Raw genomic sequence first — 19,364 nt, 5'->3', positions numbered from 1 at the left:
GCTGTCGGCGCGACCGCCGATCGTGCGACTCGTTCAGGTCATGATTCCGGCGGGCAAGCGGGCCGCTGTCGTCCGCGCGCTCGACGACGAGGGGGTCGACTACGTCGTCACCGACGAGACGAGCGGCCGGGAGTACACCGCGGTCGCGACGTTCCCGCTGCCGACCGCCGCCGTCGAGCCGGTCCTCGACCGACTCCGGGAGGCGGGGATCGACGAGAGCACGTACACCGTGATCGTCGCGGCCGAAACGGTCATCTCGCGCCGGTTCGAGGCGCTCGAAGAAGAGTACGAGGCGGACGCCGAGCGGAGCGGCGACCGCATCTCGCGGGAGGAGCTCCAGGCGAAGGCGGACGACCTCGCCTCGGGGCTCGGCACGTACGTGCTGATGACCGTCATCTCGTCGGTGATCGCCACGGCGGGGCTGCTGCTCGACTCGCCCGCCACCGTGGTCGGCTCGATGGTGATCGCGCCGCTCATTGGGCCGGCGATGTCGGCGGCGATCGGCACCGTCGTCGACGACGAGGCACTGTTCCGGCGGGGAGTGCGGATGCAGGTGATCGGCGTCGCGGTCGCAGTTATCGCGGCGACGGCGTTCGCGTTCGCGCTGCGCTCGCTCGCCTTGGTTCCGCCCGGGCTGGACCCGCTCGAACTCGCGGAGGTGTCGGAGCGACTCGCGCCGAACGTCCTCGTGTTGGTCGTCGCGGTCGGGGCCGGGATCGCGGGCATCGTCTCGCTGATGACCGGCGTCTCCGCGACGCTCGTCGGCGTGATGATCGCGGTGGCGCTCATCCCGCCCGCGGCCGCGGTCGGCATCGGAATCGCCTTTCGGATCCCGCGGCTCGTGATCGGGGCGGGCGTCATCGTCGCGGTGAACGTCCTCTCGATCAACCTCTCGGCGCTCGTGATGCTATGGTACGAGGGGTACCGCCCGCAGCGGTGGTTCCGGGAGGACGAGGCACGCGCCGCGTTCCTCAAGCGCGCCGCCGTCCTCGCGGTCGCCATCGCGCTGCTGTCGGTGTTCCTCGGCGGCGTCACCTACGAGTCGTACGTCGCCTCGACCACCGAGGCCGACATCCGCGCCGCCGCGAGCGACGAGTTGACCGCGCTGGACGCGGAGTTCGAACTCCTCGATCTGACCGTCGAGCGGACGGGAACCGTCCCGCCGCTCGAGACCGACCGGGTCGTGATCCGGGTCGGCACGCCCCCCGGCGGCACCGTCGAGGGGCTCGCGCCCGCGCTCGACGACCGGATCGAGTCGGTCGTCGGCGGCGAGGTGGAGGTTGAGGTCCGCTCGGTGACCGTCGAGCGCGCCTGAGTCCGTCTCGTTCTCCCGACCGCCCTAAGTCCGTCTCGTTTCGCCCGACCGCCCCTGAACTCGTCTCGTTTCGCCCGTCGCTGCGGTCCGCCGGCTCGCGTCCGCGTGATCGGAAGAGCAAGGGCTTTTTATCGGGCCTTCGTGGGCTCGGCCAGTGACGGATCCCACGCAATCCGACGACGATTCCATGCGAGAGGTCGTCGAGCGGTCCCGGAGCGGCGCGCCCGCGGTCGGCGAGGCCGTCCGGGACCGGTTCTCCTCCGACGAGGTGTTCCAGCGGATCATCGCGGCCGCGGACGAGGAGGTGACCTCCGGGAGCCGCGAACTCTTCTTCAGCGGGCTCGCCGCCGGGCTGGCTATCACGATCACGTTCATGCTGTACGCGTCGCTGACCGCGGCGACCGACTCTCACCCGATACTGAGCGTCCTCCTCTACCCGCTCGGGTTCATCTACATCATCATCGGCGGGTACCAGCTGTACACCGAGAACACCCTGCCGCCGGTGGCCCTGACCTTGGAGCGGCTCGCGAGCCTCCCCACGCTCCTCCGGCACTGGACGATCGTCCTCGCGGGCAACTTCGTCGGCGGCGGGATCGGCGCGGCCGTCCTCTCGTACGGCGGCGTCTTCACGGGCGACACCGTCGACGCGGCGCGGTACATCTCCGAGGGGGGATTCGGCGTCCCGTTCGTGCCGCTGTTCTTCAAGGCCGCGATGGCGGGGCTCGTCGTCGCCGGCGTCGTCTGGGTCGGCTTCGCCTCCACCGACTCCGTCAGCCGGATGCTCGTCGTCTACCTCGCGTTCCTCGCGATCCCGCTCGGCGACCTGTTCCACGTGGTCGTCTCCTTCACCGAGGTGCTGTACCTGTTCTTCCAGCACGGCATCCCGCTGTACGGCGCGGAGATCAGCCTCTTCTCCGGGCTCGTCGGCTTCGTCCTCCCGGTCCTGCTCGGGAACACCATCGGCGGGGTCGTCCTCGTCACGCTCGTCAACTACTTCCAGACCAGCGAGGAGCGCCTCGAAGAGGCGCGCTTCGAGGGCGTGAGCCGCCGCCTCACGGTCCCCGAGTGGGTGTTCGGCCGCGCGGCCGGGCGCTCGTACGTCCCGATATTGGACGCCACCGAGGCGACGCTGTTCGCGGGCGAGGGGTACCGGGTCATGGTACCGATCACGAACCCCCGGACCGACGGCCCGATCGTCGACCTAGCGGCGCGGCTCGCGAGCGACCACGACGACGGCGTCGTCCACATCGTCCACGTCGTTCAGGCGCCCGAGCGCATGTCGCTGTCCACCGGGGACGCCGGGCGGCGCATCGCGGACGTCTCCGGCGAGGGGATGGCGAACCTCCGGTCGACCGCGGCCGACTACGACGTGGAGGTGTCGACCTCCACGGTCGTCTCGCACCGCTCGTTCGAGGAGGTGTTCAACATGGCGCGGCGGACCCGGCCGGACGCGGTGCTGATGGGGTGGGGCGACGACCAGCTCTGGAGCGCCGCCCGCGCCGAGCGGCCGATCGACGAGCTCACCAACCAGCTTCCCTGCGACTTCCTCATCCTCAACGAGCGCGATCTCGACACCTCGCGGATCCTCATCCCCACCTCCGGCGGCCCCGACTCCGACCTCAGCGCGGAGGTGGCGAAGGTGCTCGCCGACGCCACCGGGGCCGAGGTGACGCTGCTTCACGTGGTGGACGGGCCCGGAAACAGGGGACGGGGCGAGGCGTTCCTCGCGAACTGGGCGGCGGAACACGACCTCGACGACGCGGAGCTCGTCGTCGACGACGGCGGCGACGTGGAGGACGGCATCTGTCGGGCGGCCGCCGGAAAGACGCTGGTCATCATCGGGGCCACGGAGAAGGGGCTGCTCTCGCGGCTCGTCTCCAACTCGCTCCACCTCGACGTCATCCACGAGGTCGACGCCTCGGTGCTCCTCACAGAGCGGCCCAGCAGCCGGTCGCTGCGCGAGCGGCTGTTCGGCTCCGGCCGCCGCGCCGCAACCGTGACCGGCGGCGTCGAGCGCGAGTCGAACCGCTCCGAAGGGACGGACGTGCAGTCCGCCGCGGACCGCGGTGACGGCGGTATCGAGGGTACCAGCTCGCAGGGCGACGGCGACTCCGACGACGCGGACGCGGGCGACTCCGGAGGCGCGAGCGACGACGCGTTCATCGCGGACCACGACGACGCGGACGAGGAGATCACCGAGGACGCGGCCGGCGAGCGCGACGGCGACGACGGGCGGTAACGAAAACGACTCTTTGCGTTATCTGCGGTTTATACGTGCTTTCGGACCGACTAAGCGCATATGAACAGGCGACTGACAGCGATCGTTGGCATCGCGGCCCTCGTCGCGTTGGCCGGCTGTGCGGGGTTCGCGGGCACCGCGACCCCGACGGACGGCGACGAGGCGCAACTGGAACGGAACATCGAGGTGACGGCGACGGGCGAGGCGACCTCGGCGCCCGACCGCGCCACCCTCCGCGTCGCGGTCACCGCGACCGGGTCGGACGCCGCGGCCGTGCGCGACGAACTGGCCGCGGGCGAGGAGGATCTCCGGGCGGCGCTGACCGAGTGGGGCCTCAGCGACGACGCGATCCGGACGGAGCGGTACGACGTACAGGAGAGCTACGAGACCCGCGACGACCCGAACCGGACGCGGTACCAGGGCGTCCACCAGTACGCGATCGAACTCGACGACGTCGGCGCGGTCGGCGAGGTGATCGACGTCGCGATCGACGCCGGCGCGGACGAGGTCCAGCGGATCGAGTTCGGGCTGAGCGAGGAGACCGAGCGGGAGGTCCGCGAGGAGGCGATCACGCAGGCAATGTCGAACGCCGACGCCGACGCCGCCGCGCTCGCCGACGCGAGCGGGCTCGAGGTCTCGGGGGTCTACGAGGTGTCGACCGGGCGGTCGCAGTCGCGGCCGTACGTCGCCCAGACGTACGAGTCGGCCGCGGGCGGCGACGCCGGGGCCGCGACCGCCGTCGAGAGCGGCGACGTGAGCGTGAGCGTCTCGGTGAACGTCGTGTACGAGGCGGCGCCGGCGTAGCGCCGCGAGGAGCCTTTTTTCGCGGTTCGCGACCGTCGAGCGCGTCGACCGACTACTCCCCGTCGCGGGTGGGGAGGTCGGGCTCGTAGCCGACCGCGTCGACGGCCATGTCGAGGACTTCCTCGACGTTCTCGTCTTCCGTGACGCTCATCGTCGCGTCGACCGATTCCGCCTTGACGCCCTCGAAGCGGTCGTGTTTGTTCGCCACCGTGAGCAGCGGCACGGCCGCGCCGAACAGCTCGCGGGCCTCCTCGCGGAGTTCGAGCTGGACCTCGAGCGGGTAGCCGCAGTCGCCGGAGGGGTCGATGACGAAGATCACGGCGTCCGCGAGGTGTTCGAGGGCGCTCACCGCCTGCCGCTCGATGTCGTTGCGCTCGTCCGCGGGCCGGTCTAAGAGTCCGGGCGTGTCGACGATCTGGTAGCGGATGTGGTCGCGCTCGAAGTGGCCGATCTGGACGCCCTTCGTGGTGAACGGGTACTCCGCGATCTGGTTCGACGCGCGGGTGACCCGGTTGACGAACGACGACTTGCCGACGTTCGGGTAGCCGGCGACGACGACGGCCGGCTCGTCCGGGTCCACGTCCGGCAGGACCTTCAGCTGGTCCCGGGAGTCGCCGATGTAGCGCAGGTCGTCTTCGATCTGGTCCATGATGTCCGCCATGCGGGCGAACGCCTGCTTCCGGTGTTTCCGCGCGGTGTCCACGTCGGAGTTCCGGACCTTCGTCGTGTACTCGTCGCGGAGGTCCTCGATCTGGCGGCTCGCCCACATCACCTGCGAGAGCGCCTGGCGGAGGCGGTCGACGTCGACGAGTGCGTCCGCGAGCTCGTAGTAGAACGGGTCGACGTCGAAGCCGAAGTCGGGCCACGAGGTGACGACGTTCTCCAAGTTGTCCGAGAGCACGTTGCCGGCGGTCCGTAGCATCGACTCCTGCGCCTCGTGGCCGCGCTTCGCGCGCCCGGCCCGCGCCGCCCGCGAGAACGCCTTGTCGACGAGCTCCTCGGAGCGCGGAGTCGTCGGGAGGCCCTCGAATATCATGTTACCCCGGCTTCGCCGCCGACGCGTATAAGAGCGTCCGTTCGCGGACCGCCGCGACACGGCGGCACACGGGCGGACGCGGCGGGTGCCGCGGGGCCTGCCGAAGCCGCTCACCGTAAGCGGCAAGATCTATCGCTATCTATCACACGCATATTTCGAGCCATACTTATGCTTCAAAGGAATACAATCGGACATGGCACGCTCGTTCACCCCGACGGCGTACGACGACCTGGATCCCGACCGCCGCCCGAGTCTCGCGGCGGCGCTGGTCCCGGTCCTCGCCGTCGTGGCGTTCCTCGGAATCGGCTCGGCCGTCCTCGGCCTCGACCCGCACCCGCCGCTGTTGTGGAGCATCGCCTTCGTCGGCGCGTTCGGCCTGTGGCTCGGCTACGACTGGGACGCGCTGTTCGACGGGATCGCGAACGGCCTCGTCATGGGGCTCCAGGCGCTCCTCATCATCTTCACCATCTACGGGCTGATCGCGACGTGGGTCAGCGCCGGCACGATCCCCAGCATGATGTACTACGGCCTGGAGATCTTGTCCCCGACGACGTTCCTCCCCGCGGCAGCGGTCCTCGCCGCGATCGTCGCGTTCGCCATCGGTTCCTCGTGGACCACCGTCGGGACGCTCGGCGTCGCCTTCGTGGGCATCGGCGCGGGGCTCGGCGTCCCCGCACCGATGACGGTCGGCGCGGTCCTCTCGGGCGCGTACGCCGGCGACAAGCAGTCGCCGCTCTCCGACACCACGAACCTCGCCGCCGGCGTCACCAACACCGACCTGTACGGGCACATCCGACGGATGCGGACCGGCACCGCGATCGCCTTCGGTCTCGCGGTCCTCGGCTTCGCCGCGCTCGGCCTCCGCACGAGCGGCGACATTCCCGCCGGCGAGATCGCGGCGATCCAGGGCGGTCTCACCGAGACGTACGCGGTCACCGCCGTCGCCTTCGTCCCGCTCGTCGTCACCTTCGGGCTGGCGCTGCGGGGGTACGCCGCGCTGCCGACACTCGTCGCGGGCGTGTTCGCCGGCGCGCTCACGACGATCCTCCTCCAAGGGACCGGATTCGTCGCCGCCTGGGAGATATTCATGTACGGGACCTCGCCGGAGTCGGCCTCTACGACCGTGAACGAACTCCTCGCGACCGGGGGACTCACCGGCTCCGCGTGGACGATCACGGTCGTCGTCGCCGCGCTGTCACTCGGCGGCATCTTGGAGCGCACCGGCGTCCTCGCGGTGATCGCCCACGCGTTCACCTCGTCCGTGCGGAGTCCGGGCGCGCTCGTCGCCGGAACTGGTGTCTCCGCGATCTTCATCAACGCCCTCACGGCCCAACAGTACATGAGCATCGTCCTGCCGGGCGTCACGCTCCGGAACACCTACGACGAACTCGGCCTCGACACCGACCAGCTCTCGCGCGCGGTCGAAGCGGCCGGGACGCCGACCGGCGCCCTGATGCCGTGGCACGCGGGCGCCGTCTTCATGGCGAGCGCCACGGGCGTCCCGACCATCGAGTACGCGCCGTACTACCTGTTCGCGTTCCTCTCGCCGTTTGTGCTGTTCGTTATGGCCGGGACCGGCCTCACGATCGACGCGGATCCGACCTCGGCCGACGCCGACCCGGCGGAGACCGCCGCCCCCGGCGACGACTGAGTCCCGGGATCGTCCGGTCGCCCCCGGGTTCGACACGTTTACGCGCCCGCCGGGCCGTTCGTCTCACATGAGTCTGGAGGTCGCCGTCGCCGCCCCGTTCAAGGCTCGGGCACAGGACCGGCTCGGGCAGGGGGAGTTCGTCGTCGCGCTGTCGCTGGAGCGCGAGTGGTTCTCGCCCGACCAGGCGAAGCGGCTCGTCGACGTCGCGCTCGGCCGCGGCCTGCTGGCGTCCGAGGACGGCGATCTGGTCCCGCAGTTCGACCCGGCCGAGGTGACCGTCCCGGAGGGGTTCACCCCGGACGAGTCGGTCCTCCGCGAGCAGTCCACCTTCGAGAGCGCGCTCGACGCCGTCGTCGCCGCGGGCGTCGAGAAGCAGCGCGCCGTCGCCGCGATCAACGAGCGTCAGCGGGCGCTGGCGGTCACCATCGAGGCCGCCGCGGTCCTCTACGCCCGCGAGCAGGGCGTCGCGGTCGACCGCCTCGCGGTCGACGTGCGCGAGGAGCTCGCCGCCGAGGCGGGCGACGCGGGAGGCGATCTGACCGACGCCGACGACTCGGGGGCGGCGTGAGATGGTGACGGACCGACTCGCGGACGGCGTCCGGATCGCTCAGCTCCTCGCCTCCGAGGTGACGGGGAACGAGAGCCGGCTCCGCGGGCTGACCGTCGCCGACGCCGACCCCGACGTCGAGCCGACCGCCGACGGCGCGCTGGCGTACCGGATCGTCCGCGAGCGCGACGGCTCGCCAGACGGGGACGCGTCCGCGGAGACCGACCCCGACCCGACCGTCGCCGAGGTGTACGTCCAGCCGGACCGCGCGCGGATCGAAGCGGTCGCGGCCCCGGACGCGGTCGCGGACGCGGCGAGGGAGGTCGACCTCCGCGTCCGGCCGAAGGCGGTCCGCCCGCCCCGGACGCTTGTGTTCGTGGAGGACGGCGCGGGAGTGAAGCGCGCGCTGGCGGTCCTCGAAGCTGTTCGGAGCGAGTCGGACGATAGATAGCCGGGCAGCGCCGAACCGCGGAAAAACGTCTCGTCGCCGCGCGTCTACTCGCGCTGGCCGCCGTCGCCGACCGCCGCGCTCGGGCCGGGGCCCGACGCGGGACCGGTCCCGCCGCCGGAGACGTCGAAGTCCCGGACGAGCGAGCCGAGCCGCTCCGCCTGCTCCGCGAGCGACCCGGCCGCCGTCGTCGCCTCGCTCATCGCGGTCAGCTGCTCGTCAGCGGCCTCGGCGACCGCGTCGGCCTCGTCGGCGGTCGACCCGCTGATCTCCGCGACCTCCTCGGCCATCGAGACGGTCTCCTCAGTGCTGGCCGCCTGATCGTCGGTGGCCCGGCTGATCTCGCGGATCCCCTCGTCGGTCTCCGCGGCGTTCTCCGACACCCGCGCGAACGCGTCCGCGGCGTCCTCGACGGCGTCGGCCCCGGCGGCGATGTTCTCCTCGGCGCTCCGGACCGCCTCGACGGTCCCCTCGGTCTGCGACTGCGTGGCGCCGATGAGCTCCTCGATCTCGGTGGCGGCGTCCTGCGTCTCCTCCGCGAGTTGCTTCACCTCGTCGGCGACGACCGCGAACCCGTCGCTCCCGCCGCCGCTGCCACCCGCGCGGGCGGCCTCGATGTTCGCGTTCAAGGCGAGCAGGTTCGTCTGCTCGGCGATGTCGCCGATGAGGTCGACGATCTCGCCGATGTCCTCCATCCGGTCGTCGAGCTGCTGGACGGTCCCCGCGGCCGAGTCGAGCGCCTCGCGCGACTCCTCGACGCGGCCGATCGCCGCCTCGGCGGTCTCCTCGCCCTCGTCGGCGATGTCGGCGGTCTGCTCGGCGACCGAGACGACCGTCTCGGTCGAGGAGGCGACCTCCTCGATCGTCGCCGAGAGGTCGTTCATCTCGTCGGACACCTGCCGCAGCATCTCGCGCTGCTCGTCGGCGCCCTCGGCGATCTCCGTGACCGACCGGCTGACGGCCTCGCTCCGGTCGGACGCGGTCTCGACGCCGTCGACCGTGTCCGCGCTCGCGGTCGACACGTCCTGCGCGAACGACCGCACCTCGCCCATCGCCGCGTCGATGTCCTCCATCATCTCGTTGAACGCCGCGCCGATCTGCGCCATCGCCTCGCTCTCGCTCTCCGCGTCGAGCCGGACCGTGAGGTCGCCGTCTGCCGCCCGGCCCATCGCGGCGCTGTAGTCGTCCGCCTTCGTCTCGAGGTGGCTGTTCAGCCGCTCGACCTCCTCCCGGCGCTCCTCGACCTCCGCCTTCGCCGCCTCGACGTCCTGGATCTCCGCCTGCTTCCGCTCCGCCAGTTCCAGCTGCTCGCGCGCCGCCTCGCGCGACTTCTCGATCGAGTACCAGTTGACCATCAGCGCGCTGGCCAGCGCGAGGACGAAGACCGCGTGAATGCCGCCCCAGACGATCGGGTTCTGTATCGCCGCGGTGTGGTTGTAGACGAGACTCGAATCGATGAGGCTGAACGCGCCGTGGCCGACCGCCACGTACACGACGCCGACGGCGAACGGGAGCCAGTCCTCGTACAGCGCGAGCACCCCGATAAACACGAAGAAGCTGAAGTGCGCCTCGATGTAGCCGCCCGACAGCTTGACCATCGCCATCGAGACGGTCATGAGGCTGAACGCGGAGAGCACCGTCCGCTGGCGGCGGCCGAGCCGCGACCAGCTTGCCAGTGCGCCGGTGCCGAGGATGACGGCGACGAACCCGCCGAGCATCCACAGCGGCGTCGCCGGAATCTGCGCGCCGGTGAACGACTCCGTCCCGTTGTAGAGGCCGAGCCCGATCAGCAGCGGCACCTGGGCCGCGATCGAAATCAGGATGTTCCGATGCCGCGGGCTCCACATCTCCTCCGGCATCGAGGTGCCGTCCGGAATGTAGCGGATCACGTCCCGCACGCTCTCCGCCAGCCCGCCCGATCCCCCCGCGTCCACGCCGGTCGCAGTCTCTGCCATGGGCGACGATTGTCGCACGGTATAAAAACACGTCGCCTCCAGATATTATCGCTGATACCGTCTCTCAGGTCCTGAGACGCTGGTAATTAAGCCGCTGAGTGATATCGCGCTGACACAATTTACCCCACGACGTTGCCGATTGTTCGGCGATGATCGAACACGTTCGTCCCAGCGGGCGGAATGAACTCATTGAGTGACACGAACTTCACCGGACGGAACCGGTTTCACTGAGCGAACTCCCGCCGAGTGAACCCCCGCTGAGCGAACTCGCGCCGGGCGCCCAGGTCGTCGACCGCGCGGCCGACGCCTTTTATATTGGTCCGGCCCGCCGTACGGTCGTGACGCTCGATCCGATCCACGTCGAGAACATCGCCCGGCTCGCGTACGGCATCGGCGGCGACGTGGACGCGACGGACCACGACGACCTCGCCGAGCGCGTCTGGCGGGAGTGGCTCCCCGAACTACGGCGCGACGGCCGGGTCGTGCTCGCGGCGCTCGGCGACCACGAGCGCCATCGGGCCGCCATCGACGACGTGGCGCTCGCCGAGCGCCCGTTCGAGGCGGTCCACGGGCTCGACTCGGGGACGATCAACCCGACGACGTTCAAGAACGGCCTCGTCGTCGACGTCGCCCACGCGGCGATGGCGAGCTCGCCGACCGACCTCGACCTCCACCGCGACCGCACCATCGTGGCCACCGTCCACGCCGGCGACTCGACCGCCGGCTTCGACAGCGAGTGGACGCGCCGCGACGAGGGCCACACCAAGCAGCGCGTCCTCCACGTCCCGCGGGTGAACCGCTACGCGGAGCGGGTCGTCCACGCGCTCGCCTTATACCTCGCGGAGGGGACCCACGCGCTCGACCACGCCGACCGGGTGGAGGACCTGCTCGTCCTCGACGGTCCCATCTACCCGAAGGAGCTGTTCACGTGGGCCGACCGCGACCCGGAGCTCGGCGCGCTCGCCCGCGAGGCGAAGCCGCGCGCGGTGATCGAGAAGTACGTCCGCCTCGTCGAGCGGTTCGTCGAGCGCGACGTGCCGCTGGCCGGCTTCGTGAAGAACCCCGCGAGCGGCACCGCCGTCCGCGCGCTCTCGCGCGCCGGCGTCGAGTCGCCGTGGCCCGACGACACCGCGCTGTTCACCCGGCTGTTGGAGCGCCGCGAGCCGTACGGGGCCGCCGGCGACGGAGAGTTCACCGACGACGACCGGGGCGCAGAGCGCGGCGCGCGGCTCGACGACGACCTCACGTTCACCACGTGGTTCCGCAGCCGCGGCGGCGCGGACGCGCCGATGGCCGCCGACGGCGACGCGCTCGGTGTCGACCGCGAGCTCGACCCCGAGCTGTACGAGCCCACGTTCATGGTCGTCTACGACCCGCGGACCGACGTGACCTACAAGCTGGAGGCGCCGTACGCGTTCACCCGCGACGCGGGGACCCGCGAACGGCTCACCCGGCAGGTGGTCGCCGAGGTGGCGGCGACCCGCGGCCCGCCGGAGCCGGTCGCGAAGGCGGACGCGCTGGCGCGCATCTCAGCCAGCGAGAAGGCGGCGCTCCGCCGGAAGTTCGAGGAGCGGCTCGGCAGCGACCAGCAGGCGACCTACGACGACCTGCGGTGGGGGAAAGAGACGTACTGAACCGGTGCCCCTCAGAGGGCCTGCGCGAGCAGCACCGCGTAGGTGACCGCGTTGTAGATGCCGTGGACCAGCCCCGGCACCACCACGTTGTCCGTCCACTCGTAGAACGCGCCGAGGACGGACCCCAACACGACCACGATACCGACGTACGCCCACTGCTCGACCGGCGTCCCCGAGACCGAGGGGAGGTGGATCAGCCCGAACGCGAGGCTCGCGATGAGCACCGCGGGGACCGCGTCGAACGCGCGGCGGACGGTGCCTTGGACGACGCCGCGGAACAGCAGCTCCTCGACCGGGCCGACCACCGCGAGCGACACCGCGATCATCGCGAGGTAGTACGGGACGGGGTCGCCGGCGGGGACGACCGCCTGATTCTGCCCGGTCGAGAGGCCGACCTGATCGAGCGCGAACAGCGCGCCGTACTGGAACGCGAAGAGGGCGATACCCCCGCCGACGATGATCGCCGCTTCGCGGGCGTCAGGGCGGGAGATCCGGGCGAGCGTCCACTGGTCGGTGATCGCGAGGTAGCCGGCGACCGCGATCGCGAACCCGACGAACTGGAGCAGCGTCTGAAGGAGCTGGTAGCCGGTCGTGCCCTCCGACACCAGCCCGAGGGAGGCGGCCAGCTCCGCGCCCGGCGCGGTGATCGCGCTCGCGACGAGGAGCGCGAACACGATCGCGAACAGGGCGCTCGCGACGCGGAACACGCGCTGGCCGACCGCCGAGGCCGAGAGGTCGTCGCTCATTACAGTGAACACGACTCGCAAGGGCTTTAGACGCACCGGAAGGGGATTGGCGCCGGCAACGTCCCCACTCGCAGATCGGATCAGTCTATTCGCAGTTCGCGCTTCTCCGCGACCGCCTCGGCCTCCTCGAAGTCGCCGCCGCCGAGCAGCCCGCGGGCCGCCTTCTTGCCCCATTCGACGGCGGGCTGGGTGAACGTCGAGACGCTCGCGAGCTCGCCGTACAGCACGCAAGCGGCCTCCATCCCGAACAGGAGTTCGCCGAGCGCGCGTTCGTCGACGCGGTCGATCTCGACCCGAACGTTGGGGACGCCGGCGGCCGCGAGGCTCGCCTCAGTCGCCTCGAACTCGGCGTCGAGCAGGCCGCCGAGCGACGAGCCGCCGAGGTACGCGAGCCCGTCGAGGTCCGTCTCGGGGATCGGCGCGTCGGCGCGCTCTGTCGGCCGGACGAGCGTCACCAGCTTGTCGGGTGGCCCGGCGCGGTACAGCTGGAGCTGGGAGTGTTGATCGGTCGCCCCGAGCGCGCGCGCCGGGGTCTGCCCCAGCCCGTCCTTCCCGAGGCTCTCGGCCCACAGTTGGGCGAACCACTCCGCGAACGTCTCCAGCGACTCAGCGTACGGCATCACGGCGTTGGTGAGCGCGCCCCGCTCCGCGAGCGCGTACGTCGCCGCCCCGTAGGCGTACGCGGGCGAGTCGTACAGCGACCCGGCGAGCGCGTCCATCCCGTCGCGGCCCCCCGCGAGGACGGCCTCGATGTCGTGGCCCTGGAGCGCGGCGACGGCGAGCCCGACCGTCGACAGCGCCGAGAAGCGCCCGGGGACGCCGTCGGGCACCGGGAGCGACGGAAGGTCGTGGCGGTCGGCCAGCCGGCGGAGGTTCCCCGACTCGCCCGTCGTGACGAGGGTGCGCTCGGTCCAGTCGACGCCCGCGTCGGCCATCGCCTCGCGGACGACGAGGAAGTTCGCGAGCGTCTCCGCGGTCGTCCCCGACTTCGACACCACGTTGACGACGGTGTCGTCGAGCGGGAGGTCGGCGAGGCGGCGCCGCGTCTCGTCGGGGTCGACGTTGTCGAGGACGTACGCGTCCACGTCGCTGTCGAGGGCGTTCGACAGCGTCGCCGCGCCGAGCGCGCTGCCACCGATCCCGACCGTCAGCACCGCCTCGGGGCGGTCGAACCCCTCGACCGCGGCGTAGATCGCGTCCGGGTCCGCGGTCTCGGGGAGCGTCAGGGCGGCGTACCCGAACTCGTCGTCGGCCATCCCGGCCGCGATCCGCTCGTGCGCGGCCGCGACGCGGTCGTCGAGTCGGTCCAGCGTTGCCGTCGTGAGCCCGGGCGTCGTCGCCAGGGCGTTGCCGAGGTCCACTCGCATACCTCCCTCACCGCGCGAGAGTAACTTAAAAGCCGGCGGGGGGTCGCGGTCGCGGCGCCCGCCCGCGGTCGTGGCCCGTCACGGACGAGCACCCGTCGCGGTCAGTCCGCCGCGACCGCCGAGTCGTCGCCGTCGAGCGCCGGCCGACCGAACCAGTAGTCGAACGCGAGCGGGCCGGAGCCGAGCGTGAACACCGCCGACGCCATCCCGAACAGCGCCACGTGCGCGAGGACGGGGTCGTCCGGGAGCCCGAACAGGGTCGTCGTGAACAGGACGAACGAGAGCGCGGCCGCGCCGCGGGTGAAGAAACCCGCGATCAGCGCGAGCCCCACGGCGACCTCGGTCACCCCCGCGCCGACGACCCACAGCCCCGGGTCGACCGGGACTACCGCCGTGAGGTCGTACTTCTCGACAACCTGGAGCGCGCTCGCGGGGTCGGCGAGCTTCTGAATGAGGCCGAGGTAGACGAACGAGACGCCCATCCCGACCCGGAGCACCGTCGGGACGTAGCGCCGCAGCGGGGCCGTCGACTCGTCGAGGAACGACTTGAGGTACTGGACGGGGTCGACCCGGCCGTAGTACGAGCCCGGCGTGCTCGCGACCGCCAGCAGCATGTCGTCGGCGCTCGGGCGGCCGCCGCCGAGGATCAGCAGCGCGAGGAACACCGGGACGTACTCCACGGCGAGGAAGACGAGGGGGTCGACCGCGAGGAACACCCACGCGTACGTCAGCAGGCCGACCGTCGCGGTGATCCGCGTCGCCAGCCCGAAGAGGGTGAAGAACCCGAGCCCGATGAACAGCACCCGGAGGAGCGGGCTCGCCCCGGTGTCGAACGCGAGCGTCGGCGCGAAGAGATACCCCTCGAAGCCGGCGCCGACGAGCGGGAGCCCGACGGCGAGGCGGAGCATCCACGGGACGAGGTCGGCGTACCCGGCGAGCTTTTCGCGGAGGACGACGATGTCGACGATCGTCGGTCGCACCCAGAGGTACGCCGCGATGCCGACGAGCCCGAGCGCTCCGGACCCCGCGAACAGCGCCGCGTTGAACGGGTCCGAGAGCACCTCGACGACGAACGCCACAGCGTCGAGCGGGTCGCCGGAGTCCTCGGTGACGTAGTCGACGTGGGCCGCGGCCGGTCGCGCGGCGAGCGTCGCGAACATGGCGAGCGCGGCGACGGCTACCGATCGGTGACGGACGGACATACCCCTCGTACGGGCTGGATACACCTAACGGTATTTCTTCACGAACGTTCGAATGCGACGGTGTGGCGGCGGTTTCGGACAGATACGGGACGGTCGTTTAGGGTGCCCGCGCGACGACGCCGAACGTTTCGGTCCGCGTCTCGGCGCGCTCGATCTCGAACCCGGCGTCGACGAGCGTTTCGCGCGCGTCGCGCGCAGCGAAGCGCTCGTCGACCGGCGGCCCGTGGTCGCCGTCGCCGTCGGCCGACCAGTCGAACACGACGAGCCGCCCGTCGGAGCGGAGGACGCGGGCGAGCTCGCCGATCGCGTCCGGACTCGCGAACTCGTGGTACGTCATCGTCGAGCACGCCCCGTCGAGTTCGCCGTCGGCGAGGGGGAGGTCCGAGACGTCGCTCGCGACGAGGTCGACGTTCTCCGGGAGCCCCTTGTCGCGGTAGTACTCGTGCATCTCCGACTGGACGTCGACGCCGTAGACGGTCTCGGCGTGTTCGGCGACGGCATCGGTGTAGAAGCCGGTACCGCTGCCGAGGTCGGCGACGACCGCGGCGCCGACCTCGACCAGCGGGCCGATAAGCTCCTCCGCGGAGACCCATCGGTAGCGGCTCGGGCGCTCGAGTTGCGACGCCTGCTCGGCGTCGAACGTGTGGAATCCCATGGGCGGTATTGCGCGTCGAGTACTAAAACGCGTCCGGTCGAGGCGCGTGCGACTGAGCCGACGCGACCCCGCGACGTGGAACGGGACGGCGACCCGTCCCGCCGGTCACCACTCGGGTTCCAGCGCGTCGAGGAGCCGGTCGACCTCCGCCTCCGTCGAGACGGCGTGGACCGACACCCGGATCCCGTCCGGGTGCGGGAGCGACCGGACGACGATGTCCCGCTCGCCGAGTCGCTCGACGGTCGCCTCCGGGTCGTCGACGTCGATCGTCACGAGCCCGGACTCGAACGCCCGCGGGCTGAGGAGTCGATCCTCGGGGACGCCGTCCTTGAGCCGGTCGGTGAGCGCCTCGATCCGCGCCTCGATCGCGTCGAGGCCGACCGCCTCGATGGCGTCGAGCGCCTCGACGAGGCCGACGTGCGCCGCCGCCGTCGTCGTCCCGACCTCGAAGCGCCCTGCGGCCGGCTTGAACTCGATCTCGTCGCCGGTCGGGTCCTCGACGCCGCGGTAGCCGACCGCGTGGGGCGCGAGATCGGCCGCGGCGTCGCGGTCCACGTAGAGGAATCCGGCGCCCCACGGGCCGAGCGTCCACTTGTGGCCGGCCGCGGCGACCGCGTCGGCGCCCCACTCGCTCACGTCCATCGCGCCCTGCCCGGGCGACTGAACCGCGTCGACGAGGGTGAACGCGCCCGCGTCGTTCGCGACCGCAACGAGGTCAGCGACGGGGAGGCGGGTGCCGTGGGTCCACGTGATCGCGCTGAAACAGACGAGCCGGGCGTCCGCGACCGCCGCTGCGTACTCGTCGCGGTCGACGCGGCCCGCCTCCGTTTCGAGGACGCGGACTTCGACGCCCTCGCGTTCGAGGCGCTTCCACGGGAGGACGCCTGCCGGGTGTTCGAGATCGGTCCGGACGACCACGTCGCCCGGTTCCCAGTCGATCGCGCCGGCGACGCGGGTAATCCCGTCGGTCGTGCTCTCCGTCAGCGCGACCTCCTCGGGGTCGGCGCCGACGAACGCCGCGATCCGCTCGCGAACGCGGTCGTACGTCTCGAACGCGTGGCCGTACGGGTCGGTGGTCGCGGAGCCGTACTCGTGCTCCTCGATGAAGGACCCGGCCGCCTCGACGACGTACTCCGGGCTCGGCCCGTGCGCGCCGAAGTTGAAGTACGCCGCGTCGCCGAGGGCCGGGACGTCCGCGCGGAGCTCTCTCGGGGTCATACCGTCGTCGTCGAGTTGGATCGTTCTCATGGTGTCGGTTTCGGCGACTCGGGCCGCGATGGCCGGCGCGGTCCCGCGTCTCGGGTGTTCAGTGTGTGACGCCTGTCGGACCGATTTAGGCGGTGTGTTCGCCGACCGCGTCGGTCAGCGCCTGCTCGCTCTGCGCGCCGACCATACGCTCGACCGGCTCACCGTCGGCGAACACGAGCAGCGTCGGGATCCCCTGGACGCCGTACTCGCCGGCCAGGGCCTGGTGGACGTCGACGTCGACCTTCAGCACCGCCGCGTCGGTGTCGCTCGCGACCGCCTCGACGGCGGGCTCCATCATCCGGCACGGACCGCACCAGTCGGCGTAGAAGTCGACGAGGACGACATCGTTCTCGGCGACCCGGTCGTCGAACGCGTCGGCGTCGTCCAGCTGGATCGGTTCTGCGGGAGCGGCTTCTGTCGAACTCATACCACCGGGTACACGCCCGGGACTGATAATGGTTTTGGATATAGACCACAATACTACACACTACGGAGGATGAGCCGGAGCGACTCGGCCGCCCCGGCCGCTCTCGATCGGTCCCGATTCCGGCGGAATCGGTGGCCGTCGCCGTACTGACCGTATCTTTCCGCCGGCCGGTTCGGGGACCGAGACGACCCGCTGCCGGGTCGCGGCGTAATCGAGAAGAGCGGCGAGAGCATCGATCGGTGACAACACAACTGCGCGTCCGGGGCGGTCCGCTCGCCCGACGAGTCGGGCGTCGCTACTGGATGTGGCCTTCGCGGCGGAGCTGGTCGGCGTCCTCGTCATCGTACCGCCACTCGACGTTCGCCTTCTCGTCCTGCCAGTCCCACGGCTCGGCGAGGACCACGTCGCCCTCGTTGATCCACGTGCGGTACTTCATGCGGCCGGGGATCCGGCCGAGTCGTTCCTCGCCGTCGGCGCAGCGCAGTTGGACGTGGTTGCCGCCGAGGTGTTCTGTCACTACGGCGAACACTTCGTCGTCGTTGGGCATGCGGAGGTTCTTCCGCCCGGATTCTTCGCTCATACCTTCCGTTGTGCGCTCGCCCGTATAAGTGATTGGAGACGCGTGTGTGCGCCCGTCACGCGATCCGTTCGCACGACGACGGCGCCCCGGAGCGCCGGACCGAACTCACTCCGCGTCGGTGAGCGTGGTCGACCGATCGTCTCCGTCAACGGTCGAACCTTCGACGGCCGTACCTTCGCCGGTCGCGTCGCCGTCGGTCGCGTCGTACCCGGCCGCGTCACCGTCGGTCGCCCGCTCGCCGAACGCCGCGTCGACCTGCGCGAACGTCTCCGCCTCGGTCCCGGAGTTGTCGACGACGACGTGCTCCGACGCCACCTCGTCGAACAGCTCCTTGAAGTGGAGGTGGATCTCGAAGTCGGCGTCGCTGATCCCGTCTCGGCGCTCGATCCGGCGCTCGACGACCGCCTCGTCGCAGGCGACCTCGACGAGGTCGAACTCGGCCGCGGCCTCGGCGGCCGTCTCCCGGGCGTCCGCCCGGAATCGGGCATCCGCGAACGTCGCGTCGAGGACGACGGCGCCCCCGTCGCCGACGTCGTCGCGAGCGCGCGCGAGCAGTTCGGCGTAGACCGCCTCGGTCTCCGCGTCGGTGTACTCCGGGTCGTCGAACAGCTGCTTGCGTATCACGTCGGTCCGCCGGATCCGCCCGTCGACGTGGTCGGCGATCCGCTCGGCGACGGTCGTCTTGCCGACGCCGGGCAGCCCGCAGACGACGACCAGTCGCCCGGTCGACGCGCCGTCGTCGGCGACCGGGGCGGACGAGGTCGGCGACGCCGGATCGAAGGAACCCGCCGTTTCACCGCTCGAAGCGGGGGATTCGGTTCGGTCCGACGGTCGACCGCCTCGGTCACTCATCTACCGCTATTCTCCGGGGTGAGGTAAAAGAAACTTCTCATTAGCCACCCCCGACCGACGCGGTGAGGTCCCCCGGCTCGCGGCGGATCAGGACCCCTCGACGTACCGCCGGATCAAGCGTCCGTCCCGGGTCGTCCACCGATAGCCGATGGAATTAATCGAGTATCGTTGCGAGAGTAGCGACGAGCAAGGCGACGATGGTTCCGACGAGGAGGCCGAAAGCCGCGGCCATAGTCACAGAGAGGTACAGTGACAATCCGGTTACCGCCACGACCGCGACGATTACAACCGGGAGTTGTAGCGCAAATCGGGAGCCGAATTCGGAGGTGGCCTCGGATCGGAAACTTATGCTCGGAGGGAAGAATCTCTGCTCAGAAAATCTCCCCGAGCGACGGGTTTGCGATCACAGTCTGATGACTCGTTCAGTGTTCAGTTAGACAGAGTAACGCACTGCCTCCGCTGAACTCGTCGCTATATCGTCCGGTGATTACATCCGGGACTCCCGCCGTCGTGTGGTATCGGCCGCAAGAAAGTGGGTTGGGGCGGTTTTCCGGGTGCCGTCCTGCGATTCTTCCGTTCTCGTAGTATGTTCACTCATTTTGATCGTCCTCGTCAAACCGCAGTTTGTTCAGATGCTGTTCCCGTCGCTGTTGGAACT

At 70.5% G+C, this 19,364-nt stretch carries 17 protein-coding genes; 7 read left to right on the top strand and 10 right to left on the bottom strand.

Features of this window, described 5'->3' with window-relative positions; all coding sequences use genetic code 11:
* Nucleotides 1–40: 40 nt before the first annotated feature.
* The 3 genes from EXE51_RS08820 (at nucleotide 41) to EXE51_RS08810 (ending at nucleotide 4,358) form a co-directional block, all read left to right on the top strand.
* Nucleotides 41–1,315 (top strand): TIGR00341 family protein, encoded by a 1,275-nt coding sequence (locus EXE51_RS08820; protein ID WP_049931052.1) that lies wholly within the window; start codon nucleotides 41–43, stop codon nucleotides 1,313–1,315.
* Nucleotides 1,316–1,469: 154 nt separating this feature from the next.
* Complete coding sequence (locus EXE51_RS08815; RefSeq protein ID WP_049930869.1) at nucleotides 1,470–3,554, top strand: formate/nitrite transporter family protein; 2,085 nt, start codon at nucleotides 1,470–1,472, stop codon at nucleotides 3,552–3,554.
* 60 nt (nucleotides 3,555–3,614) lie between these two features.
* Nucleotides 3,615–4,358: an SIMPL domain-containing protein gene (locus EXE51_RS08810; RefSeq protein WP_137692529.1), complete on the top strand. Its 744-nt coding sequence runs from the start codon at nucleotides 3,615–3,617 to the stop codon at nucleotides 4,356–4,358.
* Nucleotides 4,359–4,410: 52 nt separating this feature from the next.
* On the opposite strand, the gene EXE51_RS08805 is transcribed toward EXE51_RS08810, so the two are convergent.
* The gene (locus EXE51_RS08805; RefSeq protein WP_094495205.1) at nucleotides 4,411–5,394 is read right to left on the bottom strand and encodes a GTPase; all 984 of its coding nucleotides are present in this window, start codon (nucleotides 5,392–5,394) and stop codon (nucleotides 4,411–4,413) included.
* A 193-nt stretch (nucleotides 5,395–5,587) separates the two neighbouring features.
* Between EXE51_RS08805 and EXE51_RS08800 the strand changes: the two genes are divergently transcribed.
* The 3 genes from EXE51_RS08800 (at nucleotide 5,588) to EXE51_RS08790 (ending at nucleotide 8,043) form a co-directional block, all read left to right on the top strand.
* Nucleotides 5,588–7,045, top strand: coding sequence for a Na+/H+ antiporter NhaC family protein (locus tag EXE51_RS08800; protein WP_089308586.1), 1,458 nt, complete (start codon nucleotides 5,588–5,590; stop codon nucleotides 7,043–7,045).
* A gap of 67 nt (nucleotides 7,046–7,112) precedes the next feature.
* The gene (locus EXE51_RS08795; RefSeq protein WP_179235266.1) at nucleotides 7,113–7,613 is read left to right on the top strand and encodes a DUF2240 family protein; all 501 of its coding nucleotides are present in this window, start codon (nucleotides 7,113–7,115) and stop codon (nucleotides 7,611–7,613) included.
* Nucleotide 7,614: 1 nt separating this feature from the next.
* Complete coding sequence (locus EXE51_RS08790) at nucleotides 7,615–8,043, top strand: hypothetical protein (RefSeq protein ID WP_086219681.1); 429 nt, start codon at nucleotides 7,615–7,617, stop codon at nucleotides 8,041–8,043.
* A 44-nt stretch (nucleotides 8,044–8,087) separates the two neighbouring features.
* On the opposite strand, the gene EXE51_RS08785 is transcribed toward EXE51_RS08790, so the two are convergent.
* Nucleotides 8,088–9,995, bottom strand: a complete 1,908-nt coding sequence (locus EXE51_RS08785) for a methyl-accepting chemotaxis protein (RefSeq protein ID WP_137692528.1) — start codon at nucleotides 9,993–9,995, stop codon at nucleotides 8,088–8,090.
* A 338-nt stretch (nucleotides 9,996–10,333) separates the two neighbouring features.
* Here EXE51_RS08785 and EXE51_RS08780 point away from each other — a divergent pair, with 338 nt between their 5' ends.
* Nucleotides 10,334–11,629 (top strand): DNA double-strand break repair nuclease NurA, encoded by a 1,296-nt coding sequence (locus tag EXE51_RS08780; RefSeq protein ID WP_086215374.1) that lies wholly within the window; start codon nucleotides 10,334–10,336, stop codon nucleotides 11,627–11,629.
* 11 nt (nucleotides 11,630–11,640) lie between these two features.
* Here the strand turns inward: EXE51_RS08780 and EXE51_RS08775 are convergent, their stop codons facing one another.
* From EXE51_RS08775 to EXE51_RS08740, 8 genes are all read right to left on the bottom strand, one after another.
* Complete coding sequence (locus tag EXE51_RS08775; protein ID WP_049930859.1) at nucleotides 11,641–12,375, bottom strand: CPBP family intramembrane glutamic endopeptidase; 735 nt, start codon at nucleotides 12,373–12,375, stop codon at nucleotides 11,641–11,643.
* Nucleotides 12,376–12,455: 80 nt separating this feature from the next.
* Nucleotides 12,456–13,742, bottom strand: a complete 1,287-nt coding sequence (locus EXE51_RS08770; protein WP_137692527.1) for a glucose-6-phosphate isomerase — start codon at nucleotides 13,740–13,742, stop codon at nucleotides 12,456–12,458.
* A 101-nt stretch (nucleotides 13,743–13,843) separates the two neighbouring features.
* Nucleotides 13,844–14,944: a DoxX family protein gene (locus tag EXE51_RS08765; protein ID WP_137692526.1), complete on the bottom strand. Its 1,101-nt coding sequence runs from the start codon at nucleotides 14,942–14,944 to the stop codon at nucleotides 13,844–13,846.
* Nucleotides 14,945–15,041: 97 nt separating this feature from the next.
* On the bottom strand, nucleotides 15,042–15,599 hold the full coding sequence (locus EXE51_RS08760; RefSeq protein ID WP_089308591.1) for a class I SAM-dependent methyltransferase: 558 nt from the start codon (nucleotides 15,597–15,599) through the stop codon (nucleotides 15,042–15,044).
* A 105-nt stretch (nucleotides 15,600–15,704) separates the two neighbouring features.
* Nucleotides 15,705–16,847: an aminotransferase class V-fold PLP-dependent enzyme gene (locus tag EXE51_RS08755; RefSeq protein WP_049930852.1), complete on the bottom strand. Its 1,143-nt coding sequence runs from the start codon at nucleotides 16,845–16,847 to the stop codon at nucleotides 15,705–15,707.
* Nucleotides 16,848–16,932: 85 nt separating this feature from the next.
* Nucleotides 16,933–17,274 (bottom strand): thioredoxin, encoded by a 342-nt coding sequence (trxA, locus tag EXE51_RS08750; protein ID WP_049930851.1) that lies wholly within the window; start codon nucleotides 17,272–17,274, stop codon nucleotides 16,933–16,935.
* A 295-nt stretch (nucleotides 17,275–17,569) separates the two neighbouring features.
* Nucleotides 17,570–17,854, bottom strand: a complete 285-nt coding sequence (locus EXE51_RS08745; RefSeq protein WP_049930850.1) for a translation initiation factor eIF-1A — start codon at nucleotides 17,852–17,854, stop codon at nucleotides 17,570–17,572.
* Nucleotides 17,855–17,959: 105 nt separating this feature from the next.
* Nucleotides 17,960–18,706 (bottom strand): AAA family ATPase, encoded by a 747-nt coding sequence (locus tag EXE51_RS08740; protein ID WP_137692525.1) that lies wholly within the window; start codon nucleotides 18,704–18,706, stop codon nucleotides 17,960–17,962.
* Nucleotides 18,707–19,364 lie beyond the last annotated feature (658 nt).

Source organism: Halorubrum sp. CGM5_25_10-8B (assembly GCF_005435095.1).
Taxonomy (GTDB): Archaea; Halobacteriota; Halobacteria; order Halobacteriales; family Haloferacaceae; genus Halorubrum; species Halorubrum ezzemoulense.
The sequence above is the reverse complement of the archived record's forward strand: the minus strand, read 5'-3'. Positions and strand labels throughout refer to the sequence as shown.